A 26,037-nucleotide genomic window follows, 5' to 3' on the forward strand; every position below is an offset into this window, starting at 1 on the left:
GATTGGAATGAGTCAAGATAAGAACCTGAACGAGTCAAGGCAGTGCCTCGAACGCGTGACTGTGGACACGCAGGAACGGGGCGGTCGATGACATGACGGCTGGGCAGGACCGGCCGAGGGCGGCCAGGGAGGCGGGCCGGCCGAGCGCTGGGGCGACAAGCCGGGCCGGTCGAGGGCCTGACGGCCAAGCCGGACCGGCCAGCGCGCGCGACTACGCCGGCTCGACCGGCAGTCCGGCGACCAGTGACTCGAAGCCCGCGCGCACCCGTTCGGTGTCGCCGGTGGCGAGCAGGTCGAGCATCAGGCCGCGTAGCGCGGCCAGCACGAGCGTCGCCTCCGCGTCCGACGACCCGAGGGCCCGCCGGATGTGCGGCAGCCATTCCCGGACGCTGGCCTCGCCGAAGCCCTCCCAGGCGTCCTCGCGTGCGTGGAGGGAGCGGGCGTAGCTCTCGAAGAAGAACCGCACGACGTTGTGGTGCGCGGGATCGCTCAGCCACTCCCACAGCGCGCGGAGCGCGTCGGCGCGGGAGCCGGTCGCGAGCCTGTCGCCGAGCGCGTCGGCCAGGAGGGCGAGCTGGGCCTCGCGGGCGTGCCGGTGCACCTCGCGGACGAGGCCCTCCTTGGAGCCGAAGAAGTACAGCAGCATGCGCGGGCTCGACCCGACGGCTGCGGCCAGCGGGCGCAGCGACACCTCGGAGAGGCCGTGGTCGGCCGAGTACTCCAGCAGCTTGGACAGCAGTTCTCGGCGACGGCGGCTTTCGTCGGTGCGGGTCATCCGGATATCGTACTGAAACGACTGTTTCAGGAGGGCGCATGGGCGGCATCGAGATCCGCACCGGCCCGCGGCCGGGAGACCTGGGCACCGTGCTGGCCATGCACGGTCGGCTCTACGCGCGCGAGTACGGGTTCGACGAGCGCTTCGAGGCGCACGTCGCACGCGGCCTCGCGGCGTTCGCGGCGGCACTGGGCGACGCCCGCGACACCGGGGCGGAACCGGGGGTGCTCTGGGTCGCCGAGCGCGGCGACGACCCGGTCGGCACGGTCGCGCTCACCGGCGAAGGCGGCGGCGTGGCGCAGCTCCGCTGGTTCCTGGTCGCGCCGTCGGCGCGCGGCACGGGTCTCGGGCGCGAGCTGCTGCGCACCCTGCTCGACCACGCGCGAGGCCGAGGGTACGCGCACGTCAAGCTCTGGACGGTGGACGGCCTGGACGCCGCCGCCCGGCTCTACACCGAAGCCGGATTCCGCCGCACGGAACGGAATCCGGTCCGGCAGTGGGGGCACGACCTGACCGAGGCCCGTTACGACCTCGACCTCTAGGAGTCGCTTCGGCCCCGGGGATCAGTCGCTGCCGACTTCCTTGCGGAGCGAGGCGGTGAACGCGCGCAGTGCCTGGACGGCCTCGGCCAAGTTTTCCTTGTCGTCTTTGGCGTGCCAGCACGACCTCACGAAGGCGTCCGCACGATCGCGGGTCTCCCGGGTGCAGAGCAGGTGGATGGCCGCGCGGCCCTTCTGCAACTGGGACTGCCACTCGCGCAGCTCGCTCGGTTCGAACGACTCGAGCCAGGCCTTGCTGCCGCTGCGGAACTCGTAGATGTTGGTACCCGCGCTGACCATTTCGGCAGCACCGGCCAGCTTCTGTTCGCGCAGCCACTTCCGGTGCTCGCCCCTGCTCTTGATCCAGGCTCCGAGCAGGGCACCTGAGAAACCCAGCAGCGCGCCGACGACTCCGGCCAAGACGTTGATCACCGGCGGAGCCTAACCGGTTCGGTGTCCGGCCAACCCGCACTTCGGGGAAGCGCGCAGCAGGTCCCTGGCCGAGGACGACCCGGAGACCCTGGCCAGGGCGGGTGCGTGAGCGGCTAGCCGAGGTCGGGCTCGGAGCGCAGTTCGATGTCCTGCCCGGCCTCGTGCATCTCCAGCACCACGATCTCGTTCTCGCCCTGCTTCCACAGCGGACTCGGCGCGTAGAGGGTGACCTGCGGTCCGACCGACCAGTACCGGCCGAGCAGGAAGCCGTTGAGCCAGACCATCCCCTTCTCCCAGCCGGGAAGCGCCAGGAACCCGTCCGCAGGTTCGGCGATCGACATCCGCGCGCGGTGGAACACCGGCCCGGCCGACGTCCCACCGCCGAACCGCAGCCCGGACAGGTCCTCCAGCGGCAGCGGCCGGATCTCCCAGCCGTGCAGGGCCTGCATGCCGAGCAGCACCCGGTCGGTGATGCCCTTCGGGTCGCTGAGCTGGTGCCCGAAGTTGACCCGCCCGCCGGTGTCTACGAGCAGGTCCAGCCGCCCGGTCCGGCCGGGCACGGCGACGTCGATCGTCAGGTCCGGGGTGTTGCGGTCCAGCGCGCCGAGGTACTTGCCGTCACTGAATACGAGCGCGCGGTCGGCGAGGCCGGACACCCGCAGTCCGGCCGTCTGGCGCGGCCCCTGGACCGTGGTGCGGTAGTGGATCAGGCCGTAGGGCTGGCCGAACTTCTCCATGTGCGCCGGAGTCGCGCTGCGCACCGGCGAGCTGAGGACGTCGAGCGACTCCAGCAGTCCGGTAGTCGCCTCCGGCCGCGCGGTCTGCGGCCGCAGCCGAGGCGGCGGCGCGGGCAGCGGCGGCTCGGGAACCGGCGCGTGCCTGGCGATGGCCTCGCGGATCCGCTGGAACTTCTCGGTCAGCTCGCCTGCCTCGCCGATCGGGGAGTCGTAGTCGTAGCTGGTGATCGTCGGCTGGTACTGGTCCTTGGAGGTGTCGTAGTTGGCACCGGCCCACCAGCCGAAGTTCGTGCCGCCGACCGCCATGTAGAGCGACACCGACGCGCCGGCCGCCAGCATCCGGTCGACGTGGCCCGCGGTCTCGACCGGATCGGTCGTGTGGTGCTCCTCGCCCCAGTGGTCGAACCAGCCGTCCCAGAACTCGGTGCACCACAGCGGTCCCTCCGGCTGGTACTCGCGCAGCGCCTCGAACGGGGCCGTCGGATCACCGGCGAAGTTGACCGTCGCGAGCGTGTCCGGCAGGTTCCCGCCGCGCAGCATGTAGTCCGAAGGGCCGTTGGAGCAGAACAGCAGGCTGTCGATGCCGCGCTCCAGCATGCCCGCCCTGAGCTGCTCCAGGTGCGTCTGGTCGTTGCCGTAGCTGCCGTACTCGTTCTCCACCTGGAACGCCAGCACCGGGCCGCCCCGGGTCGCCTGCAACGGTGCGAGGCGCGGCAGCAGCTCGTCGAACCACCGCAGCGTCAGCTCGGTGTAGGCGGGGTCGCTGCACCGCAGCGGCGGGTTCCCGGACTCCAGCAGCCACGCGGGAAGCCCGCCGAAGTCCCACTCCGCGCAGATGTACGGGCCGGGGCGGATGATCACCTTGAGCCCGGCCTCCGCCGCCGTCTCGACGAACCGGACGACGTCCCGCCAGCCGGTGAAGTCGACCTCCCCGCGCCGCGGCTCGTGGAAGTTCCACGCGACGTAGGTGTCGACGGAGTTCAGCCCCAGCGCCCGCATCCGGTCCAGCCGGTTGCGCCACTGGTCGGGATGGGTGCGGAAGTAGTGCATCTCGCCGGCGATGATGCGGAACGGCTCGCCGTCGAGCAGGAACTCGTTGCCGCGCACGGTCAACCCGGCGGGCTTGCCGGCCTGGGCGAGCACCCGGTTGGTCCCGCCCATGGTCGCCGCGCTCCCCAGCGCGACCGCTCCCAGAAAACCTCGGCGACTGAAACGAGCCATGCCCCGTCCTTTCGCAGAGTTGATTGAAACCTCGCTGTTTCGCGCGAATTCACGCAAATACGAGTATCGGCTCCTGGGTCGGGAGTACCGTCCGCCGATCGGCCCAACATGGGCCGGAAGTCCCTTTGGACCGCCCCGCCCGGCCGCCGAAGCTTGAGAAATGACGTCGAGCACCACCCGCGGAACCACACTCGTCTGCCACTACCGGCGCGATGGCATCACGGTTCCGGAGGACGCGCAGCGATGTCTGCGCGCACAGGTGCGCAGGATCGCGAGCGGCCGCGTGCTCGACATCGGCGCGCACGACCTCGACGACCTGACCGACTACCGCAACGTCTGCCTGCTGGCGCTGGCCGGAGCGACCGGACCGGCGTGCGAGCGCGCGAAGTCCATGCGGCTCCCCGGAGCGGAGGTCGAGGACGGCGAACTCGACACGCTCCGCTTCCCGCAGAACTCCTTCGACGTGGTGGTGCTGCGGTTCTCGCTGTGCCGGGCGGCGAAACCGGAGCAGACGATCGCGGAGGTCGGGCGCGTGCTCAGGCCGAACGGGCACCTGGTGTTCCTCGAGCACACCAGGGCGAGCGGCATCGTCGGGAACGCCCAGGACCGGGCCGACGAGATCATGCGCGGCAGCGGACGGTGCCACTTCAACCACGAGGTGCTGCAGGGCATGCACCGCGCCGGGCTCGTGCTGTGCCGAGCCGAGTGGTTCTGGCCGTCCGCCCACCTGCGGGCACCGCTGGTCGCGGGCGTCGCGTCCCATCCGGACCCGCAATACCAGCGCGAGCTGAGGTGGCTCAGCGGGGAACAGGAGTGATCATGACCAGGAAAGTGGCCGACTGCCGCAACTACCCGAGCGAGATGAACTGCACGCTGACCATCAGCGGTGAGGAGGACGAGGTCGTGCGGGCCGCCGCGGAGCACGCGATCTCGGTGCACGGCCACGACGACACGCCCGAGCTGCGCGACGACATCCGCCGCCTCCTCGAGGACGAGGCCCCGGCCGCGGCCGCGGCGGGGACCGGAGCCGGCGCCCCGGCCGGGGACGGGATGCACTTCGTGCAGCTCATCGAGTTCCGCACCACCAAGCGGGACGAGGTGAACCAGCTGATCGACGAGTGGGAGAACGCGACCGGCGGCAAGCGGACGGCGAGCCGCGCCGTGCTCACCGCCGACCACGAACAGCCCAACAGCTACTACGAATTCGTCGAGTTCCCGTCCTACGACGAGGCGATGCGCAACTCCGCGCTACCGGAAACCGAGGCGCTCTCCCGCAGGATGCGGGAGCTGTGCGACGGCGAACCGACGTTCCACAACCTCGACGTCGTCCGGGCGGAGAAGTTGTGACTTGAAAGCCCCGGTGGGTTGAAAGCCCCCGATGGGGCTTTCAATGGTGCGAAGCACCATCCGTCCGAAGGACGGATGCGCTTGTGCAGAAGGACGGCCGCACAGGAGAGCCGCAGAGCGGCTGCGCAGGCAGCGGTGGGGCGCCCTGGGGCTCAGGGCGCCACCGCTGTCGGGGTGTCGACTCTGTCATCCGCGCGGAGCGCGGATGGTGCTTCGCACCGTCGGAAGGCCCATCAGGGCCTTCCGACCACATTCCGCGCGAAGGCGATCTCGGCTGATACCTGGCGGAGGGTTTCGGCGATGACCAGGGAGCCGTGGCCCGCGTCGTAGCGGTAGAACTCGAAGGGGACGTCGCGGGCGGCCAGGCGGTCCAGGTAGTTGAGGATCTGCTGGATGGGGCAGCGCGGGTCGTTGTCGCCGGCCAGGACCAGGATCGGCGCGCGGACCTGGTCGACGTAGGTGATCGGCGAGCAGTCGCGGTAGGTGTCCGGGACGTCGTCCGGCGAACCCCCGAACAGGGCGCGGTCGTAGGCGCGCAGCGGTTCCATCTCGTCGGCGTAGGCCGAGACGTAGTCTGCGACCGGCACCCCGGCCACGCCGCCCGCCCAGCGCTCCGGCTGGGTGCCCATCGCCAGCAGCGTCAGGTAGCCGCCCCACGACGCGCCCGCGACGACGCTGAGCTCCGGCGTGGTCAGGCCCTCCCGGATCGCCCAGTCCTGGACCCGCGCGACGTCCTCCAGCTCCGTCAGCCCCGGACGGCCCTCGATGGCGTCCCGCCAGGCCGAGCCGTAGCCGGTGGACCCCCGGTAGTTGATCTCCACGACGGCGAAGCCCGCGTCCAGCCAGGCCGCCCGGTAGGCGGAGAACCGGTCCTCGTCGGCCGCGTGCGGACCGCCGTGCAGGTTGAAGACGGTCGGCACCGGCCCGTCGCCCTCCGGCCGCGAGACCAGCGCGTGGACGGTGTCGTTCGGCCCGTAGGGCACCTCGACGAACACGTCGGCCACCGGCTGCGACCCCGGTGCGCGCTCGCCCGGCGGCGACAGCAGCACGCGGTCCTCGCCGCCCGCCGACAGCGACCGCACCAGGGACGGCGTCGCCGCCGACGACCACGAGTACTCCACCGAACCGTCCGGGCGCACCGCCGCTCCGCCGACCGTCCCGGCCGGGGTGGGAAGGTCGGTGAGCGTGCCGGAGGCGATGTCGTAGCGGTGCATGGTCGTGCGCGCGTGGTGGGTGTGCGCGATCAGCAGCGCGCTGCCGTCCGGGTACCAGTCGGCCGACACCTCGCCGGGCAGGTCGAGGGTGATCTCGGTTTCGGTGTCGGACTCGACGTCCCAGATCAGCAGCTCCTCGCGGCCGCGGCGCTCGTGCAGCACCAGCAGCCGCTGGTCACCGGTGACCGGCGCGAAGTCCAGCGCCTCCAGGCCCTTGCCCGGGCCGTCCCACTTCTCGGCGACCTCCGAGCCGTCGACGCGCAGCACCCGCAGCGCGGGGTGGCGGCTGTCGCCGTGCTCGGAGTGCGAGATGACCAGCACGGTCTCGTCCCACGACAGCGCGGAGAGCCCGCCGTCCTGCTCGTGCTGGTAGATCACCTCCGGCACACCGCCGTCGCGGGCGATCCAGACGGTCACCCCGTCGTCGGTGGACATGGCCAGGCCGCGCACCTTCGCGCCCAGCTCCAGCCCGGACGGGTAGCCGGGGTGGGTGCCGGGCAGGGCGGGCTCGTGCGAGTCCGAGCCGAACGGCTGCACCACCCAGCTGCCGAACTCGTCGCCGTCGGTGTCGTTGAACCACCAGATGTGCTCGCCGTCGGCCGACAGCGTGCCGTGGAAGGTTCCGTTCGGGCGGTCTGTGACCTGGCGGTGGGTTTCGCGTTCGCGGTCCCACGCGTAGATTTCCCAGGTCCCGCTGACGTTCGACACGTACAGGCTGCGCTGCGGAGCGTCGCGCGCCCAGTCGGGCAGCGACACCCGCGGCGCGCTGAACCGGGCTCGCCAGCGCTGCTCGGCGGCGGGGTCTTCGAAGAGCTTTTCCGGGACTTTGGCGGCTGGGTAGGTGCTCACCCCTGCGATCCTGCCCGATATGGGCCGTCAGCCGGAGGAGTGGGCGTTTAATGCCACGGTCGGGTGATATCAACCCGCTCGGGTGGCGGTGATCAGGTAATAGTCCACGAGTCCGTCGCGGTAGCAGCCGAGCCATTCACGCGCCCAGGTGCTTGCGTAGGCGGTGCGGGCGAGCCAGCGGTCGAGGCCGGGGAAGACGTGCTCGCCGATGCTCTCGGAGGTGACGCCGGCGAAACCGGCCGCCGCGAGCGTCCCCCGGAACTCCTCCACCCCGGTGGCCAGGTCGACGCCGGAGGCGAAGGTGTCCAGCCGCTCGGCCAGCGCCGGTCCCCGGCCGGCCGCGGTCGCGAAGAACGTCGCCACCGCCAGCACGCCCGACGGTGCCAGCACGCGGTGCGCCTCGGCGGCGAAGCCCGGGATGTCCTCGAAGTGCTGCGCGGCCTCGACCGAGAAGACCCTGTGCATCGAACGTTCGGGAAGCGGGAGCCGTGACGCCGCTCCGGCGACGTAGTGCAGCCTGCCGGGCATCGCCGCGATGGCCGCCGCGTTGGCGTTCTTGGCCCGGTCGACCTGCACCTCCAGCAGGTCCGTGCCGTAGATCTCGCGCACCGGGTACTCCTCGGCGACCAGCGCGGTGCCCTTGCCCCGCCCGCAGCCGACGTCCAGCACGCGGTCCCCGTCGCGAATCCCGAGGGCGTCGGCGGCGAGCCGGTACATCGCCTCCTGGCTGGCCACCCGGTGCTCGACGGTCAGGCCGCCGCGGGCGTCGATGTCGCGCCAGTAGCCGAAGTTGAGGTAGCCGCCGGCGAACAGCTCCAGCTTGCTGAGGTCGTTCTCGCCGTACATCCGGTCGCGGAGTTCGAGCCGTTCCTGCACGTCGGTCATGGCCTCATCGTGCCCCAGATCGTGGTGAAAAGCGCTTGCGAGTTCCGCACGGGTTCTCGGGAGCCGGAGGGCCTTGGAGGGGCTCTGCCCCCAATCCCGAGGAAGGGAACTGTGGCCGTGAGCGCGCCAGTTGGTCAGTCCGCGTCGGGCGGGGAGGATCAGCGCCTGTCCGGCGATCACGCGCTCACCGTTGCAGGTCAGCGCCGGCAAGCCGTAGGGGACGTATCCCTCGAAGCACAGGGCCCCGAAAAGCCGATTGGCCTCGGCCGGACGAATCCGGCCGAGGCCAATCGATTGTCGGGGTGGCGGGATTTGAACCCACGACCTCTTCGACCCGAACGAAGCGCGCTCCCAAGCTGCGCCACACCCCGATCTCCGGCGGAGGACTTATCGGGTACCTGTCCGACCGCCGGAGCAAAGTCTAGCGGACGTTCGAACCCGCTCCGAAGGGGGCCCCTCCCAAGGTGTTCATGCTGGTCGCGCCCACTTCCTGCGAACGGGGGACCAGCGTCAGCAGCGTCGCCTCCGGCGGGCAGGCGAACCGCACCGGCGCGTAGGGCGAGGTGCCCAGGCCCGCCGAGACGTGCAGCCGCATGTGCTCGCCCCACGTCGAGGCGCCGCGCGCCCGCGAGCGGTCCAGCTCGCAGTTGGTCACCAGGGCGCCGTAGCCGGGCAGCCGCAGCTGGCCGCCGTGGGTGTGGCCGGCGAGCACCAGGTCGTAGCCGTCGTCGGCGAACGCGTCGAGCACGCGCGGCTCCGGCGAGTGGGTCACGCCGAGGTTGAGGTGGGTGTCCGACGGCACCTCACCCGCGATCTTGGAGTACTTGTCGCGGTGCAGGTGCGGGTCGTCCAGCCCGGCCACGTGCAGCCGCAGACCCGCGACGTCGAGCCCGTGCCGCTGGTGGGTCACGTCGACCCAGCCGCGCTCGGTCATCGCCGCGCGCAGGTCCCGCCACGGCAGCGGCACACCGTGGATGCGCTTCTGCTTCGCCGAGGGCATCAGGTAGCGGGCCCAGTTCTTCGGCTTCGGGCCGTAGTAGTCGTTGCTGCCGAAGACGAACACACCCGGCCGGTCCAGCAGCGGCCCGAGCGCGCGCAGCGCGGCGGGCACCGCCTGCGGGTGGGCCAGGTTGTCGCCGGTGTTGACGACCAGGTCGGGTTCGAGCTCGTCCAGCGCGGCCACCCAGCGCTGCTTCGAGTGCTGGTTGGGCATCATGTGCAGATCGGAAACGTGCAGCACCCGCAGCCGCGGCGCGCCCTCTGCCAGCACCGGGAGCGTGACGTGGCGCAGCGTCCAGTGCCGCCGTTCGATCCCGGCCGCGTAGCCGAAGGTCGCGGCGCCCAGCGCGCCGCCGGTCAGCAGGATCCTTCCCAGCGTGTTCACCCTGCCAACCCTACGGCGAACCGGCCGTCGGCGAATGTGCGGGCTCGCCGGGAAAACACATCGCCGCGATCGGGATAATCGGGGCATGGCCGAGCTCAAGAGCAAACTGCGGGCGGACCTGACCGCCGCCATGAAGGAACGCGACAACACCGTCACCGGTGTCCTGCGGATGGCGCTGGCCGCCGTCAACGTCGAGGAGGTCTCCGGCAAGCAGGCGCGGGAGCTCACCGACGAGGAGGTGCTGCGCGTCCTGGGCAAGGAGGCCAAGAAGCGCGACGAGTCGGCCGAGGCCTTCGCCGCGGCGGGCCGGGACGAGCAGGCCGCCGCCGAGCGCGCAGAGGGCGAGATCCTGCGCCGCTACCTGCCCAAACAGCTCGACGACGCCGAGCTCGCGCAGCTCGTGCAGGACACCGTGGCCGAGCTGACCGCCGAGCTCGGCGAGAAGCCGGGCATGAAGCAGATGGGCCAGGTGATGAAGGCGGTCAACGCCAAGGTCGCGGGCCGTGCCGAGGGCGGGCGCGTCGCCCCGCTGGTGAAGTCCGCCCTCGCGGGCTGACTCACCGCTCGACGCCGGGTGTCCCCAGGGCCGCCCGGCGTTCGCGGCCAGGTGTGGGGCCCAGGCTACGAGGTCGCGGCGCCGCCGCGGCGCCAGTAGGCCAGGGCGTACACCCGACGGCGGTCCAGGCCGAGGGTGCGCTGGCAGTGCTCGCGCAGGGCCTGCACCGCGTCGGCTTCCGCACCGACCCACACGTACGGCACCGGGCCGAGGTCGGCGGAGCGGACCGCCTCCACGAGCAGGTCGCTCTCGCCCGCCGGGACCCCGTCGCGGTGCAGCCAGGTCCACTCCACGTCGGCGGCCGAGGCGATGTCCTGGCGCTCAGCGGCGTCGGCCACCTCGGCGAACACCCGGACCTTCGCCTCCGCGGGCAGCTCCTCCAGGATCGCGGCCATGGCGGGCAGCGCCGTCTCGTCCCCGGCGAGCACCAGCCGGTCGGCCTCCGGGTTCGGCTCGTAGGACGGGCTGGGCCCGACCGCCACGATCTGCTCGCCCGGCCGCACCCGCGACGCCCACGTGCTGCCGGGGCCGTCGTGGTCGTGCACGACGAAGTCGATCGCGAGCTCCAGCCGCTGCGCGCTGAACCAGCGCACGGTGTAGGTGCGCTGCTTGGGCTGCTGCTCCCTGGGCAGCGCGAAGACCTCGGCGCGGTCGCGTCCCAGCGGTGTCGGCTGCCCCGGCTGGGGCAGGCAGAGCTTGATGCGCTGGTCGCTGCCGCTGCTGACGAAGTCGGCCAGCTCCTCGCCGCCGAGGGTGACGCGCACCATCCGGGGAGTGATCCGCTCGGTCGCCCGGACGTCCAGCAGCCGGTACCGGGACCGCGCCCGCCGTGTGCTCGTTTGCATGCTCGTCACGTTCGCCGAGTGTAAATGCCCCGCTCAGCGGCCCGGTACGCAGAAGCGGCCGGGCGGTGGACCGGTGCGGTCCACGACCCGGCCGCTCGCGATCGGGCGGCGCCGGCGGTACGCCCGGCTATCCCGGTAGTCCGGGCTCGCCTTGTCGTCCTCCGGGCAGACCGGGCAGGCCCGGTAGCCACTGCTCGCCTGGCTGCCCCGGTTGCCCCGGCTGCTCGGGGAAGCCAGGCTCCCCCGACCGCCCGGGCTCTCCCCGGCCGGGAGTCGGCAGCGGCGGCGGTGTCACCACCGAGGGCGGAGGCACGTATCCGGTGCTGATCGCGATCGTCACCAGCTCGCCCGGCAGGGCGAATCCGCGCGGCGTCTGGCTGGTCACGGTGCCCTGCCTGCGCTGGCTGTTGACCGACTTCTCCTGCACCCGGTAACCCGCCTTCTGCAGGATCTCGGTCGCCCGCTGCGCGGTGTGCCCGACGACGTTGGGCACCTGCGCCTCGCTGCCGCCGGTCTCGTAGCGCTTGGTCGTCGGCGGCAGCGGGACGACGGGCAGCCCCTCGTGCACGCCGTTCATCGCGTCGTACCAGGTGCGCGCGGGCACCTTGCCGCCGTAGATGTTGCCGCCGTTGGCCCCGCACAGGGTGGGCGGCGTGCTGTCGCAGATGCCCTGCGGCGAGGTGCCGTCGCTGAAGGTCAGCACCGCCCCCGCGAACTGCGGTGTCGCACCCAGGAAGCTGGCCGACTGGTGGGCCTCGGTGGTCCCGGTCTTGCCGAGCATCGGCCGCGTCCACCCCGCGCCGCTGGCAGCCGCCGCGGCGGTACCGCCGGGCTTGTCGTCCATGCTCATGCCGACCGCCAGCGCGTTGGCCAGCGCCTCGTCGACGGCCTGCTCGCAGGAGTCCTCGGTGATGGAGACCGGGTTGCCGTGGCGGTCCAGGATCTGCTCGATCGGCGTCGGCGGGCACCAGGTGCCGCCGCTGATGATGGTGGCCGCCACGTTGCTCAGCTCCAGCGGGCTGGTCGGGGCGAAGCCGAGGGTGAACGCGCCGATGTTGGCCTGCTTCATCCACTCGCCCTGGGTCTGCACCGTGCCGCCCTCGGGCACCGGGTCGCCCGCCTTGTCGGCGGCCAGCAGGGTCTGGCGCATGCCGAGCCGGGCCGCCATGTCGACGGTCTCGGACAGCCCGACCCGCTCCTGCAACGCGACGAACGCGGTGTTCGGCGAGGTCGCCAGCGCCTTCTGCAGGGTGCGCGGGCCCGGCGTCACGCCTTCGGCGTTGCCGACGGTGTAGGGCGCGGTGCCGTTCTTGTAGACCCGCGAGGTGTAGTTCGGCGGCGAGGGGATGACGGTCTGGATGCCCATGCCGCGTTCCAGCGCCGCCGCGGCGGTGAAGACCTTGTACACCGACCCGGCGCCGAACTTGGCGATGCCGCTGGGCAGCGCGTACGCGGTCTCGCCCTTGGTGCCGTCGAGGCCGAAGTCGCGGTTGGCGACCAGTGCCCGCACCCGGTGTTTCTCCTTGCCCGGCTCCACCACGCTCATGACGTTGGCGATGCCCTTGGTCTTCTTCGGCACGTGGCGCTCGGCGGCCGCCTTCGCCGCCGCGGTCGCCTTGTGGTCGAGCGTGGTGCGGATGGTGTAGCCGCCGCGCTTGAGCTGGTCCTCGGTGAAACCGGAGCGGCCGAGGTAGTCGATCACGTACTGGCAGAAGAACCCGTCGGACGGCCCGGCGCCGATGCAGCCGTTGGGGATGCCCCTCAGCGGCCGGGCCAGCCCGAGTGGCGAGGTGCGCGCCTCCTCTGCGGCCTCCGGGGTGATGCGGTGCTGCGCCAGCATCGCGTCGATCACCAGGTTGCGGCGGCCCAGCGCCTCGGCGGGGTTGTTCTCCGGGTTCAGCGCGCTCGGGCTGTTGACCATGCCCGCGAGCAGCGCCGCCTGTGCGATCGTCAGCTGGTCCGGCGTGGTGTTGAAGTACGTGCGGGCCGCCGCGGCCACGCCGTAGGCCTGGTTCCCGAAGGGCACCACGTTGAGGTAGCGGGCAAGCAACTGCTCCTTGCCGAGCCGGCGCTCGAGCTGCAGGGCGATGCGGATCTCGCGCAGCTTGCGCGCGGGGGTCTGCTCGATGGCCTTGGCCTGCTTGACCGGGTCGCCCGCGGCGACCACGTGGACCTGGTAGTTCTTCACGTACTGCTGGGTCAGCGTCGAACCGCCCTGGGCGATCTCGCCGGACATCTGGTTTGTCAGCGCCGCCCGCACGGTGCCCGCCCAGTCCACGCCGCGGTGGTCGTAGAACCGGCGGTCCTCGATCGCGATGATCGCCGCCTTCATCGTGTCGGCGATCTCGTCGGGCGCCGCGGGGGTGCGGTTCTGGTCGAAGAGGTAGGCGATGGGGGTTCCCGCCCGGTCTGTGACCGTGGTCACCAGGGGCGGATCCTGGCTCATGAGCTCCGCGGAGATGTTGTTGACAGCGTCGCTCGCGCGGTTCGAGACCACTCCGAGTGATCCCGCCACCGGAAACATCAGGCCGGCCACAAGCACGCCGGCCAGCACACACAGGCCGAAAAGCTTCAGCACGCCATCCCGGACTCGCACCCGCTCAGCGTAAGGCGGGGTCAGGTCGTGACTCAGCGTCACGCGGGATATCCGCCCGATGTGATGAGTTTCAAAGATAACGGAGCGACAACCATTGATTGGTTGTGGAACCGCCGGGCTCTACAGTTCGTCCACGTCCAGCGACAGCACTGTTGTGGCACGCGCTCCGCGCGGGCCCCGACATCCGGTGCCGGGGGGCTCCGGACGAAATACGGTCGCCGACGATCCAGTGAGGAGCTGGGGGAACTCTATGTTCGAGCAGGGGGACTGGCGGATTCGGGCAGCTTGCCGAGACGAGAATCCGGACCAGTTGTTCGTACGGGGCGCCGAGCAGCGCAAGGCGCGCATGGTCTGCTTCGGGTGCCCGGTCCGCACGGAGTGCCTGGGTGAGGCGCTCGACAACAAGATCGAGTTCGGGGTCTGGGGCGGAATGACCGAGCGGGAGCGGCGCGCGCTGCTGCGCAGGCGTCCCGACGTCCGCAACTGGCGGGAATTGCTCGAGGCGGCCCGCCAGAACTACGCCGATTTCGAGGAGTACCAGGTGAGCTGACCGCTCACCGCGGAAGACCGGTATTTACCGTTATTCACGGTTTTCCGGTCAAGGCTCCATTGGGGTGACCGCGCGGATGGAGCAGTCCGTCCGCGCGGTTCTCCATTTCTCCACCCGTTATCCACCGGCCAGCAACCTGCCGATTTCACGCAGCCCTTCCAGGTCGTGCACGTCCGACGGCAGCGCGGGCACGCCGGCCAGCGGGACCTCCGGGTGGGCCCGGGTGAACCTGGCGAGCATCCGCTTCTCCCGCTCGGCGACCGCGACCCGGTCGGCGTGGATCCGCAGCACGGCAGCGGCCAGCGGCGAGGCCCCGGCGGTCTCCAGCTCCTCGGCCGCGGAAACCGCTCGCGGCCCGGGCAGGTCGGCGACCACGGGATGGGTGCGGTTGGCGATCAGCCCGGCCAGCGGCATGCCGTCGCCGGCGAGCCGCTCGACGAAGTAGGCGGCCTCCCGCAGCGCGTCCGGTTCCGGGGCGGCGATCACCAGGAAGGCCGTTCCCGGCGAGCGCAGCAGCCGGTAGGTGGAGTCGGCGCGCTCGCGGAAACCGCCGAAGGTCGACTCGAACGCCTGCACGAACGCGGCGGCGTCGTTGAGGAGCTGGCCGCCGATGATCGTGGAGACGGCCTTGGAGAACATCCCGAAGCTCGCCGCCGCGATCCGGCGCAGGCCCTTGCCGCCGGCGCGGGCCGGGCTCGACAGCATCTTGATCAGCCGCCCGTCCAGCACCGTCGACAGCCGCTGCGGCGCGTCCAGGAAGTCCAGGGCGGATCGGCTCGGCGGGGTGTCCACGACGATGAGGTCCCAGGTGCCCGACGCGGCGAGCTGCCCCAGCTTCTCCATCGCCATGTACTCCTGCGTGCCGGAGAACGAGGTGGAGATCGTCTGGTAGAAGGGGTTGCTCAGGATCTGCTCGGTGCGCTCCGGACCGGCGTGGGCGCGCACCATGTCGTCGAAGGTGCGGCGCATGTCCAGCATCATCGCGTTCAGGTCGCCCGCCGGTTCGAAGCCCTCCAGCACCACCTGCTTGGGCTGGTTGCCGAGCTCCCGCAGGCCCAGCGCCTGGGCGAGCCTGCGCGCCGGGTCGATGGTGAGCACCACGGTCTTGCGGCCGCGTTCGGCCGCGCGCACCGCCAGCGCCGCCGCGGTGGTGGTCTTGCCGACGCCGCCGGAGCCGCAGCACACCACCACCTTGGTAGCGGGGTCGTCCAGCAGGGCGTCGACGTCGACCGGGTCCGGCCGGTGCGGTTGGTTCATTGCGGGCTCCCGACGCCGTGATCGTTGAGCAGCTCGGCCAGCTCGTAGAGCTCGGCGACGTCGATGCCCGCGATGAGGTCGGGCAGCGACACCGACGGCAGGTCGAGCTCGGACACCTGTTCCCGCGCGGCCTGCTCTTCCTGCGCGCGGATCGCGTGCTCGACGGCCTGGTGCGCGAGCGCGCCGACCAGCTCGTCGTCCGCCCGGAGCCCCGCGGACTCCAGCCCGCCGCGCAGCCGCCCGGTGTCGACCCGTCCGGCCGCCGCCGCGGTCGCCGAGCGGGCGGGCAGCCGACCGGGGCGGACCCGGTTGAACAGCACCGCACCCGGGCGCAGGTCGGCGGCGTCGAGCTCGGCCACGGCCTCCAGCGTCTCCCGCACCGGCAGGTCCTCCAGCAGCGTGACCAGGTGGACGACCGTGTCGCTGGAGTGCAGCAGCCGCACGACGCCGTCGCTGTGGCCGCGGATCGGGCCGACCTTGGCCAGGTCCGCCATCGCCCTGGTGACGTCGAGGAACTTGACCACCCGCCCGGTCGGCGGGGCGTCGACCACGACGTGGTCGTAGACGTAGCGGCCGCGCTCGTCGGTGCGGCCGACGCACTCCTTGATCTTGCCGGTGAACAGCACGTCCCGGAGGCCCGGCGCGAGCGTGGTGGCGAACTCGATGGCGCCCATCTTGCGCAGCGTCCGCCCCGCGAAGCCGAGGTTGTAGAACATCGACAGGTACTCCAGCAGAGCCGGTTCGGCGTCGATGGCCAGCGCCCGCAGCTCGCCGCCCCCGGGCGCGGCGGCGATCGACTCCTCGGAGTAGGGCAGCGGCGCGGTGTCGAAGAGCTGGGCGATGCCCTGCCTGCCCTCGACCTCGACCAGCAGCACCTTGCGACCTCCGGTGGCCAGCGCCAGCGCCAGCGCCGCGGCGACCGTCGTCTTGCCGGTACCGCCCTTGCCGCTGACCACGTGCAGCCGGGCGTGATTGAGTTCCCCGTCCCAGTCGGTCACACGATCAGCGTAGGTCCGCGGCGGCCGGCATGTCTGCCGAACGTGGGTGCCGCCGCTCAGCCGGTGATCATCACGCCCACCGTGATCAGCACCCCCGCGGCGACCAGACCCCAGCACACCGCGGGCGGCAGCACCGTCGCGGCCAGCGCCGCGAGGACCACGACCACCAGGCCGCCGTGCAGGGCCACCCTGCCGACCTCGCCGGGGGCGCGGTCGCGCCGGGCCCGGACGGTGCTCATGATCCCGAGGACCATGAAGCCGCCGACCGCCGTGATCAGCGCCGTCGCCACGATCCGCCACGTCTCCACGGGTGTCGAAGCTAGCGCGCCGGCGCCTGCCGTTGGGGCGCCGCGGCACGATCGGCCGGGTCGGTGGCGGGTTGCCGCCCGGCATCTACGCTGATCGGCATGACTAAGTGGGAGTACTCCACCGTGCCGCTGTTGAGCCACGCGACCAAGCAGATCCTCGACCAGTGGGGCGAGGACGGGTGGGAGCTCGTCGCCGTCCTGCCCGGGCCGACCGGCGAGCAGATGGTGGCCTACATGAAGCGGCCGAAGGGCGACTGAGATGGGACGCTGGACTGATCGACTGGCAGAGGCCGGCATCCAGCTCCCCGGGGTCGCGGCGCCGGTCGCGGCGTACGTTCCCGCGGTGCGCACCGGCTCGTACGTCTACACCTCCGGGCAGGTGCCGATCGTCGAGGGCAAGCTCGCGGCCGCGGGCAAGGTCGGCGCGGAGATCAGCGCCGACGAGGCCAAGCAGCACGCCCGCACCTGCGCGCTCAACGCGCTGGCCGCGGTCGACGCGCTGGTCGGGATCGACTCGGTCGTCCGGGTCGTCAAGGTCGTGGGATTCGTAGCTTCGGCGGAGGGTTTCACCGGGCAGCCGGGCGTGGTCAACGGTGCGTCGGAGCTGCTCGGCGAGATCTTCGGCGAGGCCGGGCAGCACGCGCGCTCGGCGGTCGGCGTGGCCGAGCTGCCGATCGGTGCACCGGTCGAAGTGGAGTTGATCGTCGAGGTCGAGTGAACCGACATCGCACGGGCGCGGTGCCACCTCCGGATTCCTCCTGGGTGGCGCCGCGTTCTGCGTTCCGCGGCCGGACCTGCAGTCGATCTTCGCCGCTCGCGGGCCGCCGAGATTTCCGACAGGCCCCGCGGTCGCGGATCTGTGCAAGTACGCTGCGGTCAGCTTCATTTCGGATGGACCTGAGTGAGTGTCCAACGAATGGGGGTATCGGTTCCTGTGGGTATCCGTACGGTCTGAGCGGGGCATAGTTCACCCGAACGGTCCAGCAATCGGGAGCCGTGACGGCGGTGGCGGGCGACCGCGCCGGAGAAGTACAGAGCCTGGGAGGGGCTGACGTGGCGGTGCGAGAAACCGACCTTCTGTGCCACGAATTGCTGCTTCGACTCGCCGGTCGGCTGCCCGACCGGCACCTCTGGCGCTACCGCGACTGGCTCGCCGGGGGAGCCGCCGACGTCCTGGCGCGGATGCTGCCGGGCACGCTCGTGCGCGAACGGATTCCGCTCGGCGACGGCGACTTCCGCCTGCTGCGCGACGCGCTGTTCCCCCTCGGCGCCGACCCCGCGCTGGTCAACGCCATCCTCCCGGCCAAGCAGACCAGGCCCGCCCACACCTTCGTCGCGACCTCGCACACCGACGACAGCGGCGACCCGGCGATCCTCGTCCTCGGCGCCACGCTGCGCGGCAGGCAGGGCGTCCGAGAGGTGCGCAGCTCGTGGCGGCGCGGTGACGGCCTGCCCCTCAAGCGGGTGCTGCTGGTGACCGCGTCGGCCGACGTCGTCGGCCTCACCAGCGAGATCCAGCGGATCCTGCGGGCGCTCGGCGAGCCGGAGCCCTGCGTCGAGGTCCTGCCGCCCGACGTCGAGCCCACCGCCTACCACCGCGCCGCACTCGCCGAGTCCGCCCTGGTCTGCGAAGGGGCGGACGAACTCGCAGGTCACCGTGGCTGACTCGGCGTCCCCGCCCACCGGGGCGGCCGAGCGGTCGCAAAGGTCCAAAGCAAGGCTTCATCTAGGAGGCAGACGTGGACGTGGCTGAGGGCGCCGGTCCGGTTGACCGGTTGCACAACCTCCTGCTCGCCATGACCGGACGTGTGGACGACGACGCGGTCAACTCGGCCCGGGAACTGCTCGGCACCGGGCAGCTCGACGCGGCGGCCGAGTTCCTGGCCGGCTGCCTGGTGGCCGGGCGGATCCCGGTGACCTCGACCGAGCAGTACCAGCTGCGCCGGGTGCTCGACGAGGCCCGCTCGCAGCAGCGGCTCGCCGACCGGCTGCACGTGCTCGACACGGTCCCGGACGAGGGGCACCGCTTCAGCGACCAGGACCAGTCCGACGACGAGGTCGTCGCCGCGCTCGCCCCGGTGACCTCCCGGCTCGCGGGGGTCCGCGCGCTGTGGTGCTCCTGGCGGGTCACCCCGGCCGGCGTCACCTACGGCGCGGTTCCGAGGCGGGTGCTGCTGGCCGAGGTCGGGTCGGACGGCTCGGTCGCGGCGGCGGGCTACCAGCTGCTGGAGGCGCTGCGCAGGGCCGGCGTCGGCTGTTCGGTCGAGGTGTTCAGCAGCGGTTCCGACCTGCCGGAGTACCACCGCAACGCGCTGGCCGCCGCGCACCGGGTGCACCTGGACATGCCGCCTGCCGCGATCGCGCAGCAGAACGGCATGAGCCGCGCCCGCGCCCCGCGCGTCAGCTCCGGTGGTGAGCCCGCCGGAGGGCATGACTTACCGGCCGAACCAGCACCCGCGCCCAGGGCCGAGCGCCCCGTGGAACGACCCGTCGAGCGCCCGGCTCCCGAGCCGCAGCCCGAGCCGGAGCCCGTGACGCCCCCGGCGGTCTCCGAGCCCGCTCCGGCGCAGGTCGCGGCACCGGCCGAGCCCGCTCAGCAGGCCGCGGCACCGGCCGAGCCCGCGCCGCAGCAGCACCAGAACGCCCCCGAGAACCAGGGCAAGGCCGACAGCCAGGGCAACATGCGGGTCCCCGCCGCGGTCGACGCCAAGCTCACCGACCGGGAGCGCAACCTGCTGCGCAAGCTGCACGAGGAACTGGCCCAGCGCGAGCAGGACCGCTCCGGTCCGGCCCAGGGCGGCCAGGGCCAGCGGCAGCCGGAGAGCTGGAACTCGACCATGCCGGGCGGCACCGGCGGCTTCCCGCCGATCGGCGCCCACCCCTCTCCGGTGAGCAACCAGAGCTACAACAAGCAGCGTCCCTGACCGGACCCGGCGGCTGCCCCTCGCACCGCGCGAGGGGCAGCCGCCGCCCTACACGGCCGCCTGCACGTCGGCCAGCACGCGCTGGAGGTGCAGGCCGCGCCGCACGTCGCAGACGTGCTCGGTCTTCCCTTCGCGGACCAGCTCCAGGAACTCGTCCAGCAGCACCGCGTAGCAGTCCTGGGCGGCGGTCCGTCGACCGGAGAGCTGCGTGTGGCCGTTCTCGCCGTAGACGCTGATGTCCACCAGCGCGGGCTGGACCGGGACGCGCAGCGACAGCGTGAGCGTGCTGGTGGCACCGCCCTCGTGGCCGAAGACCACGTGCCACAGGTCGTTGGCGGCGTCGCGGCTGGCGTAGTGCACCTGCTCGATGCGCCCGAGCGCGGCGTCGAGCAGGTCGATCGCGTGCGGTCCCGCGTCGACCAGCGCGCCTTCCTCCTGCCGCCACCGCGAGGCGGCGTAGTCGCCCGAGAGCAGCGCCCCGGCCAGCCAGCGCCCCGCGCCGCCCCGGACGCCGTCGAGCCCCGCCAGCCACGACCGCACCTCCGGCGCGAACCGGCGGGTCAGCATCATGACCGCGGCGACCCCGCTCTCCTGTGCCGCGTCGGCCACCGCCTGCGCGCCCGCCAGGTCGGTCGCCAGCGGCTTCTCCAGGATCAGGTGCTTGCCCGCGCGGGCCGCCACCGGAGCCAGCTTGGCCTGCACGTCGGGCGGCACGGCGAACGCGACCGCGTCGACCGACGCGAGCAGTTCGTCGAACCCGGTCGCGACCAGGACGTCGCGCGACCCCGCCAGCTCCTCGGCCGCCTCCCGGCGCCTCGACCACACCGCCGCCAACCGCGTGCCCGGGTGCGCCTCCAGCCCCGGCGCGTGCACCCGGCCGGCCCACGGACCTGCTCCGACCACTCCGACCCGCAGCGTTTCGCTCATGCCGACATCGTGCCTTCGCCGCAACGGCGGCCCTGCGGACGGGGGTACCTGCGGCGACGCCGTGATCTCGGGGCCCGGATCGCGGTTTTCGGCGTCGTCCCGGCTTAGGGTGACCGGCATGGTGCAACTTCCCGACGAGCTGGCGCTGCCCGAGGGGTTCGTGCCGGAGTCCCCGCCCGACCCGCCCGTCACGCCGAAGGACGCCGCGACCGTCCTGCTGCTGCGTGACGGAACCGCCGGACCGGAGGTCTTCCTCCAGCGCCGGGTGAAGGGCATGCCGTTCGCGGGAGGCATGACGGTGTTCCCGGGTGGCGGGGTCGACCCCCGCGACGCCGACACCTCGGTGGCGTGGAACGGTCCCTCCCCGCAGTGGTGGGCCAGGCAGCTCGGGTGCACCGAGGAGCTGGCCCGCGCGCTGGTGTGCGCGGCCGTGCGCGAGACGTTCGAGGAGTCCGGTGTGCTCCTGGCGGGCGCCGACCCGGGCACCGTCGTCAGCGACACCGCCGCCTTCGCCGACGTGCGAGCGGCGCTGGTGTCGCGGGAGCTCTCGCTGGCCGGGTTCCTCGCCGGGGCGGGCCTGGTGCTGCGCTCGGACCTGCTGCGGCCGTGGTCGAACTGGGTCACGCCGGAGGCCGAGCCGCGCCGCTACGACACCAGGTTCTTCGTCGCGGCGCTGCCGGAAGGCCAGCGCGCCGACGCCGCGACCTCCGAGGCGTCCGACGCGTACTGGCGGACCCCGCGGGCCGCGCTCGACGACTGGCGGCAGGGCCGGTGCGGGCTGCTGCCCCCGACGTGGGTCACGTTGACCGAGATCGCCGAATGCGGCAGCGTTGCCGAGGCGCTGTCGACCGAGCGCGTCCTGACGAAGGTGGTGCCGAAGCTGGCCCGCCGCGACGGCAGGTGGCACGTGCTGATGCCGGGCGAGCCGGGCCACGACGGGGAAGGGCAGTGATGGAGCATCCCGCATACGGCGCGGTCCGTCCGGTGACCGCGTACGCGTCAGTGCTGCTGGCGCGCAACCCGGACGTGATGACCCTCGACGGCACCAACACCTGGCTGGTCGGGTCGCCGGACTCGGCGGACCGCATCGTCATCGACCCCGGCCCGGCCGACCGCGACCACCTCGCCCTGGCCGCCGAGCGCCCGGTGTCGGTGGTCCTGCTGACCCACCACCACCCGGACCACACCGCGGGCGCCCGGGACTTCGCGGGGCTGACCGGCGCCCCGGTCCGGGCGCTGGACCCGGCGCTGTGCGCCGGCGCCGAACCGCTCACCGACGGGGAGACGGTCGAAGCCTCCGGCGTGCGGCTGCGCGTCCTGGCCACGCCGGGGCACACCGCCGACTCGGTGTGCTTCACCGTCGACGACCCCGCCGAACCGGCGGTGTTCACCGGGGACACCGTGCTGGGCAAGGGCACGACGGTCGTGGCGCACCCCGACGGTCACCTCGGCTCGTACCTGGAGTCGCTACGCCTGCTCGGCGACCTGCCGGAGGGCACCAGGGTGCTGCCAGGCCACGGCCCCGAGCTGCCCGACATCAGGGCGGTCAGCCGGGCCTACCTGGCGCACCGCGGCCAGCGGCTCGGCCAGATCCGCACCGTCCTGCGCGAACACGGCCCCGACATCACGGCCCGCGGGGTCGTGGAGATCGTTTACGCCGACGTCGACCCGGCGGTGTGGCCCGCGGCGGAGTGGAGCGTCCAGGCCCAGCTCACTTACCTGCGTGAACTTGAAGCCCCCGATGGGGCTTCAAGTGGCCCGCAAGGGCCATCGGCGTGAAACGCCGATTCACCTGATGCGTTCGGCCCTAGCCGTCACGACCACCTCGTCCCCGACCGAGAGCTTGCCCGTCTCCAGCACCGCGAACTTCGCACCGAACACGATGCCGCCTTCGGCGCGCCGGTAGCCGGCGAGCGTGCGCAGCGGCTCCGGCCCGCTCCTGCGACCCGAGTCCTGGTCGACCGTCGTCACCGCGCAGCGGACGGCGAGCTTGGTGTAGCCCAGTTCGCTGCCGCCGATGGTGACCCGCCGGACGAGGTCCTCGGTGTGCGGCTCCCAGCCCGTGACGACGATGTTGGGGCGGAAGCGGCTCATCGGGTGCGCCGGTGCGCCCCGCTCTACCAGCCGCTCGTTGAGCTGGTCGAGCGACGCCAGCGAGAGGACGTGCACCGCTGAGCTGTCGGCATAGCCGGAGGTGCCGGGCACCTCGCCGTCGGTGACCCGGTCGTGCTCGGGCGGCACGCGCACCAGACGGCACGGCGCGGCAACGACCTCGGAGAGCCACTCGGCGACAACGTCGCCCTGGTCGATGCCCTTGTACGCGGCTCCGAACAGGTTCACGTCCCGGCGGGGGCCTGCGGCGTCGACGGCGGTGGAAACCGCTTCGACGCCGGGGCTGCGCAGGGTCAGCCGCTCCCCGTCGGGGCTGAGGTCCGGGCGGACCAGCGCCAGCCGCGGATGCCGGCGCTGGGTGCGGAAGACGCCCTGCTCGTCGACCACCATGAAGCTGCGGTCGTGCGCAAGGCCCGCCGGCGTCATGACCGCGTCGAGCAGCGGAGTCCCGGCACAGCCCTTGATCGGGTAGTAGATCAGGTCTGCGATCCTGGCCACGACTGGAAGCCTAGGTGCCGCGGACGAGTGGAGCCACGAATAAGCGCGAGGTCTCCGCTAGATCCGCTTGGGCATCAGCACGTAGCGCAGGTCCGCCTCGGGCGCGTCCACGTCGCTGATCACCGTCGACCTGCGCAGCCCGGACCGCAGCCCCATCCGGACCGTCCGGCCCGCGAACGCCTGCAACGCGTCGGCGAGGTAGCGGGGCTGGAAGGCGGGGCTGAAGCGGTCGCCGGTGACCGTCGCCTTCACCGCCTCCTGCGCGTCCCCGAACTGCGGGTCCGCGGCCCGCACCCGGACCTCGGCGTCCCCGACGTCGAGCACCACGGCTCCGTGCGCACCCGCGTACGGCGACACCCGCCGCACGGCACCGGCCACCTCGTCGGCCCGGACCTCGACCGCGCAGTCGACCTCCGGGAGCAGGTGGCGCGACTCGTCCGGGAACGGCGCGTCGAGCAGCGTCGTCGACACCTCCGCGTCCGCCCAGCTCAACCCGACCCGGTCGGCGTCGGCACGCAGCATCACCTCGTCACCCGACGCCTGCTTCGCGACCTCGGTGAGCAGGCCGGACGGCACCAGCACGTCCAGGTCGTCGGTGCCGGGACGCCACGGCAGCGTCGCCACCGCCATCCGGAACCGGTCGGTCCCGGCCAGGACCAGGCGCTCACCGCGCTGCTTGACGTGCACGCCGGTGAACACCGGGAGCGCGTCGTCGCGGGAGGTCGCGGCAGCGACGACCGCGACCGCGGGCAGCAGCGCGGCGTCCAGCGCCCCGGCGCGCGGCGGAGCCGCGCGGACGCCGGGGTGCGCGGCGAGGTCGAGCAGCGGCAGCGCGAAGCGCGCGTTCCGCGTGCGAAGCGCCAGCTTCGCGCCCTCGACGACGAGGCGGACCTCGACGGAGTCGAGGTTGCGCAGCGTCTCGGCGAGCGGCCGGGCCGGGACCAGGATCCGGCCCTCGGCGTGGGTCCGGGCCCGGCGGCTCAGCCGGATGCCGCGCTCGCGGTCGGTGCCGGCCAGCTCCAGGCCCTGGGGCGTGGCGGTGAGGACCATCCCGGCGAGCACCGGGTCGAGCAGCCTGCCGGGCAGCAGCCGCACCAGGTCGGCCGCGGCCGCGGCCAGCGCCCGCGTGGGCGCGGTGACGTCGAGATCCATGGCGCGCAAGCTAGCGGCCCGCACCGACACCCCTCCGCCCGCGAGACGGCCACCCGGCGGCCAGGTCGACACCGCGTTCGTGGCCCATCGAAGGGTGACCAAGGTGAGTGGACACGAGATTCCCGACCACGTGCGGACCGCGAGCCGGATCGTGATCGACGCCGTCAAGGCAGACCTGGATGGAATGGCGGGGGGCTCGTCGAATCGTCGGTCTACCACGACGGGGAGACGATCCGTGCGACGGTTCCGGCCCGCCCCGGGCGTCACCGTCGAATTCGCCCGGCTCCTCCTTCCCGACAGCGGCGCGGACAAGGAAGCCGAGACCGCCGGTGCGATCGTGAGTACGAACTTCACCGAGCAGATTCACCGGAGGCTGAAGTCGACGCCTGAACGGGGCGCGGTCGTCGCGCTCCAGCCGAGGCGTTCGGCGCGGTTGGGCGGCGGCTCGGTCCGGAGCCGCCGCCCAGTGCTCAGACGCCGGCGAGCTGGGGCGATGCGGCCGCGGGCTCCGGCCGCAGGGTGCCGCGGCGCAGCCAGAGCACGAGCGCGGCGAGCGCGCCGACGGCGCTGGCCGCCAGGAAGGCTGCGGGCGGCCCGGCGGTCTCCACGATCTGCCCGCTCACCGACTGGCCGAAGGCCGCGCCCAGGGTCACCGAGGTGACCACCCAGCCGAACGCCTCGGTAGCGGTTCCCGCCGGTGCGGCGATCTCCAGCGACACCGAGTGCGCCGTGGACTGCGGGGTGATCAGGCTGCCCGCAAGCAGCAGCGCCAGCGCCAGGCCCCACAGCGTGGTCGGCACGGCCAGCAGCGTGATCAGCGCGGCGAAGCCGAACAGCAGCGCGGGCAGCCGCAGGTGCATCGCCCGCGGCCACGGCCGCATCCCGTACAGCACGCCGACCAGCACCGAGCTGACCGAAAGCAGGCTCAGCAGCAGCCCGCCCGCCGTCGGGTGTCCGGCCAGCTCCGCGGCGGCCGGCACGCCGACCTCGATGAACCCGATAAGGGCGCCGAAGCCGAGCGCGGCCAGGGCGACGGTGCGCATGCCCGGGCTCGCCAGCGCGCCGAGCATGTTGCTCCTGCCGCGGCCGGTCCGTTCTGGCCGTTCCGGCCGCTGCGACCGCGCCGCCCGCGTCGACGCGAACCCGACGCTGCCGACGATCATGCACGCCGCTCCGGCCACCACGCCGGTGCCCGGCCACGGCATCGCGACCAGCAGCCCGGCCAGGCCGGGGCCGAGGATGAAGAAGACCTCCATGCTGATGGCCTCGTACGAGAACGCGGCGTCCCGGGCGGGTCCGGGCGGCAGCAGCACGTTCCACAGCGCACGCGAGGCGGGGCCGGTCATCGGCTCGGAGATGCCGACGGCGAAGGCCAGCGCCACCAGGACCGCGACCGGGGCGTGCGCCTCGATGACGGCGATCTCAGCGGCCACCAGGGCGGCGAACACGCCGGACATGACGTATAGGGGCAGCGTCGGCCCGATGCGGTCCATCACCCGGCCCTGGACGACCGAACCGCAGGCCACGCCGACCAGCGCCCCGGCCGACACCAGCCCGGCGGCGGCGAAGCTGCCGGTCTCGCGCTGCACGTAGAGCATCAGCGAGAGACCGACCATGGCGATCGGCAGGCGGGCGAGCAGGGACGTCAGCACCGGGGTGACGGCCCCGGGGGCGGTCAGCGCGGCACGGTAGTCACGCAGGGAGACGGAGTTGGACACCACACCAGTATCCGAAGAATGGTACTGACGTACCAACTCTTTTCGGGGTAACGCGGCTCACCGGACAGCAGGACGGGACTTTCTACCCGAGGCGCGAACGGCCGATTGCATGCACACTCGTACCAGGGCAACGGATTACTCGACCCGCGAGCATGCGGTCCGGATGAGCCGAGCCACCTGCGGGCCTGCCGCGACTTCCTTTGAGCGAAGGGG

General features: G+C 72.3%; 26 protein-coding genes and 1 tRNA gene. 11 read left to right on the forward strand and 16 right to left on the reverse strand.

All coding sequences use genetic code 11. From position 1 onward, the window contains the following. Window positions 1-211: 211 nt before the first annotated feature. A complete protein-coding gene (locus SACE_RS01480; protein ID WP_009946947.1) occupies window positions 212-775 on the reverse strand; it encodes a TetR/AcrR family transcriptional regulator in 564 nt (187 codons plus the stop codon). Between the two features lie 38 nt (window positions 776-813). Here SACE_RS01480 and SACE_RS01485 point away from each other — a divergent pair, with 38 nt between their 5' ends. After that, a complete protein-coding gene (locus SACE_RS01485; protein WP_009946945.1) occupies window positions 814-1,317 on the forward strand; it encodes a GNAT family N-acetyltransferase in 504 nt (167 codons plus the stop codon). Between the two features lie 21 nt (window positions 1,318-1,338). On the opposite strand, the gene SACE_RS01490 is transcribed toward SACE_RS01485, so the two are convergent. Further along, window positions 1,339-1,746 (reverse strand): hypothetical protein, encoded by a 408-nt coding sequence (locus SACE_RS01490; protein ID WP_009946944.1) that lies wholly within the window; start codon window positions 1,744-1,746, stop codon window positions 1,339-1,341. A gap of 113 nt (window positions 1,747-1,859) precedes the next feature. Beyond that, entirely contained in the window at window positions 1,860-3,704 is a 1,845-nt protein-coding gene (locus SACE_RS01495) for a glycoside hydrolase family 35 protein (protein ID WP_029621635.1), read from the reverse strand. Between the two features lie 160 nt (window positions 3,705-3,864). Here SACE_RS01495 and SACE_RS01500 point away from each other — a divergent pair, with 160 nt between their 5' ends. Further along, entirely contained in the window at window positions 3,865-4,521 is a 657-nt protein-coding gene (locus SACE_RS01500; protein WP_009946942.1) for a class I SAM-dependent methyltransferase, read from the forward strand. Between the two features lie 2 nt (window positions 4,522-4,523). Then, a complete protein-coding gene (locus SACE_RS01505) occupies window positions 4,524-5,051 on the forward strand; it encodes a DUF1059 domain-containing protein (protein WP_011873011.1) in 528 nt (175 codons plus the stop codon). 233 nt (window positions 5,052-5,284) lie between these two features. On the opposite strand, the gene SACE_RS01510 is transcribed toward SACE_RS01505, so the two are convergent. The 4 genes from SACE_RS01510 to SACE_RS01525 all read right to left on the reverse strand — a co-directional run bounded on the left by SACE_RS01510 (window position 5,285) and on the right by SACE_RS01525 (window position 9,383). Then, window positions 5,285-7,114, reverse strand: coding sequence for a prolyl oligopeptidase family serine peptidase (locus SACE_RS01510; protein WP_009946940.1), 1,830 nt, complete (start codon window positions 7,112-7,114; stop codon window positions 5,285-5,287). A 69-nt stretch (window positions 7,115-7,183) separates the two neighbouring features. Continuing rightward, on the reverse strand, window positions 7,184-7,999 hold the full coding sequence (locus SACE_RS01515) for a class I SAM-dependent methyltransferase (RefSeq protein ID WP_009946939.1): 816 nt from the start codon (window positions 7,997-7,999) through the stop codon (window positions 7,184-7,186). Window positions 8,000-8,296: 297 nt separating this feature from the next. Beyond that, window positions 8,297-8,370: transfer RNA gene (locus tag SACE_RS01520), tRNA-Pro, on the reverse strand. Window positions 8,371-8,420: 50 nt separating this feature from the next. Continuing rightward, window positions 8,421-9,383, reverse strand: coding sequence for a metallophosphoesterase (locus SACE_RS01525; protein WP_009946938.1), 963 nt, complete (start codon window positions 9,381-9,383; stop codon window positions 8,421-8,423). An 85-nt stretch (window positions 9,384-9,468) separates the two neighbouring features. Between SACE_RS01525 and SACE_RS01530 the strand changes: the two genes are divergently transcribed. Next, window positions 9,469-9,939 carry a GatB/YqeY domain-containing protein gene (locus tag SACE_RS01530; RefSeq protein ID WP_009946937.1) on the forward strand — a complete coding sequence of 157 codons (471 nt, stop codon included), beginning with the start codon at window positions 9,469-9,471 and terminating at the stop codon, window positions 9,937-9,939. A 65-nt stretch (window positions 9,940-10,004) separates the two neighbouring features. On the opposite strand, the gene SACE_RS01535 is transcribed toward SACE_RS01530, so the two are convergent. Beyond that, on the reverse strand, window positions 10,005-10,784 hold the full coding sequence (locus SACE_RS01535; protein WP_009946936.1) for a siderophore-interacting protein: 780 nt from the start codon (window positions 10,782-10,784) through the stop codon (window positions 10,005-10,007). Between the two features lie 127 nt (window positions 10,785-10,911). Continuing rightward, a complete protein-coding gene (locus SACE_RS01540; protein WP_044547745.1) occupies window positions 10,912-13,380 on the reverse strand; it encodes a transglycosylase domain-containing protein in 2,469 nt (822 codons plus the stop codon). A 250-nt stretch (window positions 13,381-13,630) separates the two neighbouring features. On the opposite strand from SACE_RS01540, the gene SACE_RS01545 reads away from it, so the two are divergent. Continuing rightward, entirely contained in the window at window positions 13,631-13,930 is a 300-nt protein-coding gene (locus tag SACE_RS01545) for a WhiB family transcriptional regulator (protein ID WP_029621633.1), read from the forward strand. 117 nt (window positions 13,931-14,047) lie between these two features. Here the strand turns inward: SACE_RS01545 and bagB are convergent, their stop codons facing one another. From bagB to SACE_RS01560, 3 genes are read right to left on the reverse strand one after another with little or no spacing between them, the layout of a single operon-like run. After that, window positions 14,048-15,187, reverse strand: coding sequence for an ATPase BagB (gene bagB, locus SACE_RS01550; RefSeq protein WP_009946931.1), 1,140 nt, complete (start codon window positions 15,185-15,187; stop codon window positions 14,048-14,050). After that, a complete protein-coding gene (bagA, locus tag SACE_RS01555) occupies window positions 15,184-16,185 on the reverse strand; it encodes an ATPase BagA (protein ID WP_009946930.1) in 1,002 nt (333 codons plus the stop codon). The genes bagB and bagA overlap by 4 nt, the downstream gene beginning before the upstream one ends. A gap of 56 nt (window positions 16,186-16,241) precedes the next feature. Then, a complete protein-coding gene (locus tag SACE_RS01560) occupies window positions 16,242-16,493 on the reverse strand; it encodes a hypothetical protein (protein ID WP_011873014.1) in 252 nt (83 codons plus the stop codon). A 93-nt stretch (window positions 16,494-16,586) separates the two neighbouring features. On the opposite strand from SACE_RS01560, the gene SACE_RS37070 reads away from it, so the two are divergent. The 4 genes from SACE_RS37070 to SACE_RS01575 all read left to right on the forward strand — a co-directional run bounded on the left by SACE_RS37070 (window position 16,587) and on the right by SACE_RS01575 (window position 19,417). Continuing rightward, window positions 16,587-16,751 carry a Sp36 family protein gene (locus SACE_RS37070; protein WP_085982015.1) on the forward strand — a complete coding sequence of 55 codons (165 nt, stop codon included), beginning with the start codon at window positions 16,587-16,589 and terminating at the stop codon, window positions 16,749-16,751. Between the two features lies 1 nt (window position 16,752). Further along, window positions 16,753-17,211: a RidA family protein gene (locus tag SACE_RS01565; protein ID WP_009946926.1), complete on the forward strand. Its 459-nt coding sequence runs from the start codon at window positions 16,753-16,755 to the stop codon at window positions 17,209-17,211. A 335-nt stretch (window positions 17,212-17,546) separates the two neighbouring features. Next, window positions 17,547-18,158 carry a hypothetical protein gene (locus SACE_RS01570; RefSeq protein WP_009946925.1) on the forward strand — a complete coding sequence of 204 codons (612 nt, stop codon included), beginning with the start codon at window positions 17,547-17,549 and terminating at the stop codon, window positions 18,156-18,158. 74 nt (window positions 18,159-18,232) lie between these two features. Then, window positions 18,233-19,417: a hypothetical protein gene (locus tag SACE_RS01575; RefSeq protein WP_009946923.1), complete on the forward strand. Its 1,185-nt coding sequence runs from the start codon at window positions 18,233-18,235 to the stop codon at window positions 19,415-19,417. Between the two features lie 48 nt (window positions 19,418-19,465). Here SACE_RS01575 and SACE_RS01580 read toward each other — a convergent pair whose 3' ends face one another. Then, complete coding sequence (locus SACE_RS01580) at window positions 19,466-20,344, reverse strand: Gfo/Idh/MocA family protein (RefSeq protein WP_009946922.1); 879 nt, start codon at window positions 20,342-20,344, stop codon at window positions 19,466-19,468. A gap of 118 nt (window positions 20,345-20,462) precedes the next feature. On the opposite strand from SACE_RS01580, the gene SACE_RS01585 reads away from it, so the two are divergent. Beyond that, the gene (locus tag SACE_RS01585; RefSeq protein ID WP_031334314.1) at window positions 20,463-21,296 is read left to right on the forward strand and encodes an NUDIX hydrolase; all 834 of its coding nucleotides are present in this window, start codon (window positions 20,463-20,465) and stop codon (window positions 21,294-21,296) included. Next, window positions 21,296-22,123, forward strand: coding sequence for an MBL fold metallo-hydrolase (locus SACE_RS01590; protein ID WP_009946920.1), 828 nt, complete (start codon window positions 21,296-21,298; stop codon window positions 22,121-22,123). The genes SACE_RS01585 and SACE_RS01590 overlap by 1 nt, the downstream gene beginning before the upstream one ends. Window positions 22,124-22,132: 9 nt before the next feature. Here SACE_RS01590 and SACE_RS01595 read toward each other — a convergent pair whose 3' ends face one another. From SACE_RS01595 to SACE_RS01605, 3 genes are all read right to left on the reverse strand, one after another. Next, window positions 22,133-22,954 (reverse strand): MOSC domain-containing protein, encoded by an 822-nt coding sequence (locus SACE_RS01595; RefSeq protein WP_009946919.1) that lies wholly within the window; start codon window positions 22,952-22,954, stop codon window positions 22,133-22,135. Between the two features lie 57 nt (window positions 22,955-23,011). Beyond that, window positions 23,012-24,106, reverse strand: a complete 1,095-nt coding sequence (gene dnaN / locus SACE_RS01600) for a DNA polymerase III subunit beta (RefSeq protein WP_009946918.1) — start codon at window positions 24,104-24,106, stop codon at window positions 23,012-23,014. Between the two features lie 470 nt (window positions 24,107-24,576). Continuing rightward, entirely contained in the window at window positions 24,577-25,824 is a 1,248-nt protein-coding gene (locus SACE_RS01605) for an MFS transporter (protein ID WP_143538048.1), read from the reverse strand. Window positions 25,825-26,037 lie beyond the last annotated feature (213 nt).

The sequence above is a fragment of the Saccharopolyspora erythraea NRRL 2338 genome (assembly GCF_000062885.1).
Classification (GTDB): Bacteria; Actinomycetota; Actinomycetes; order Mycobacteriales; family Pseudonocardiaceae; genus Saccharopolyspora_D; species Saccharopolyspora_D erythraea.

Coding starts and splice junctions, on each gene's coding strand:
- SACE_RS01480 (WP_009946947.1), bottom strand. CDS start 775: ATGACCCGCACCGACGAAAGCCGCCGTCGCCGAGAACTGCTGTCCAAG.
- SACE_RS01485 (WP_009946945.1), top strand. CDS start 814: ATGGGCGGCATCGAGATCCGCACCGGCCCGCGGCCGGGAGACCTGGGC.
- SACE_RS01495 (WP_029621635.1), bottom strand. CDS start 3,704: ATGGCTCGTTTCAGTCGCCGAGGTTTTCTGGGAGCGGTCGCGCTGGGG.
- SACE_RS01500 (WP_009946942.1), top strand. CDS start 3,865: ATGACGTCGAGCACCACCCGCGGAACCACACTCGTCTGCCACTACCGG.
- SACE_RS01505 (WP_011873011.1), top strand. CDS start 4,524: ATGACCAGGAAAGTGGCCGACTGCCGCAACTACCCGAGCGAGATGAAC.
- SACE_RS01515 (WP_009946939.1), bottom strand. CDS start 7,999: ATGACCGACGTGCAGGAACGGCTCGAACTCCGCGACCGGATGTACGGC.
- SACE_RS01530 (WP_009946937.1), top strand. CDS start 9,469: ATGGCCGAGCTCAAGAGCAAACTGCGGGCGGACCTGACCGCCGCCATG.
- SACE_RS01535 (WP_009946936.1), bottom strand. CDS start 10,784: ATGCAAACGAGCACACGGCGGGCGCGGTCCCGGTACCGGCTGCTGGAC.
- SACE_RS01545 (WP_029621633.1), top strand. CDS start 13,631: ATGTTCGAGCAGGGGGACTGGCGGATTCGGGCAGCTTGCCGAGACGAG.
- bagB (WP_009946931.1), bottom strand. CDS start 15,187: ATGAACCAACCGCACCGGCCGGACCCGGTCGACGTCGACGCCCTGCTG.
- SACE_RS01565 (WP_009946926.1), top strand. CDS start 16,753: ATGGGACGCTGGACTGATCGACTGGCAGAGGCCGGCATCCAGCTCCCC.
- SACE_RS01580 (WP_009946922.1), bottom strand. CDS start 20,344: ATGAGCGAAACGCTGCGGGTCGGAGTGGTCGGAGCAGGTCCGTGGGCC.
- SACE_RS01585 (WP_031334314.1), top strand. CDS start 20,463: ATGGTGCAACTTCCCGACGAGCTGGCGCTGCCCGAGGGGTTCGTGCCG.
- SACE_RS01590 (WP_009946920.1), top strand. CDS start 21,296: ATGGAGCATCCCGCATACGGCGCGGTCCGTCCGGTGACCGCGTACGCG.
- dnaN (WP_009946918.1), bottom strand. CDS start 24,106: ATGGATCTCGACGTCACCGCGCCCACGCGGGCGCTGGCCGCGGCCGCG.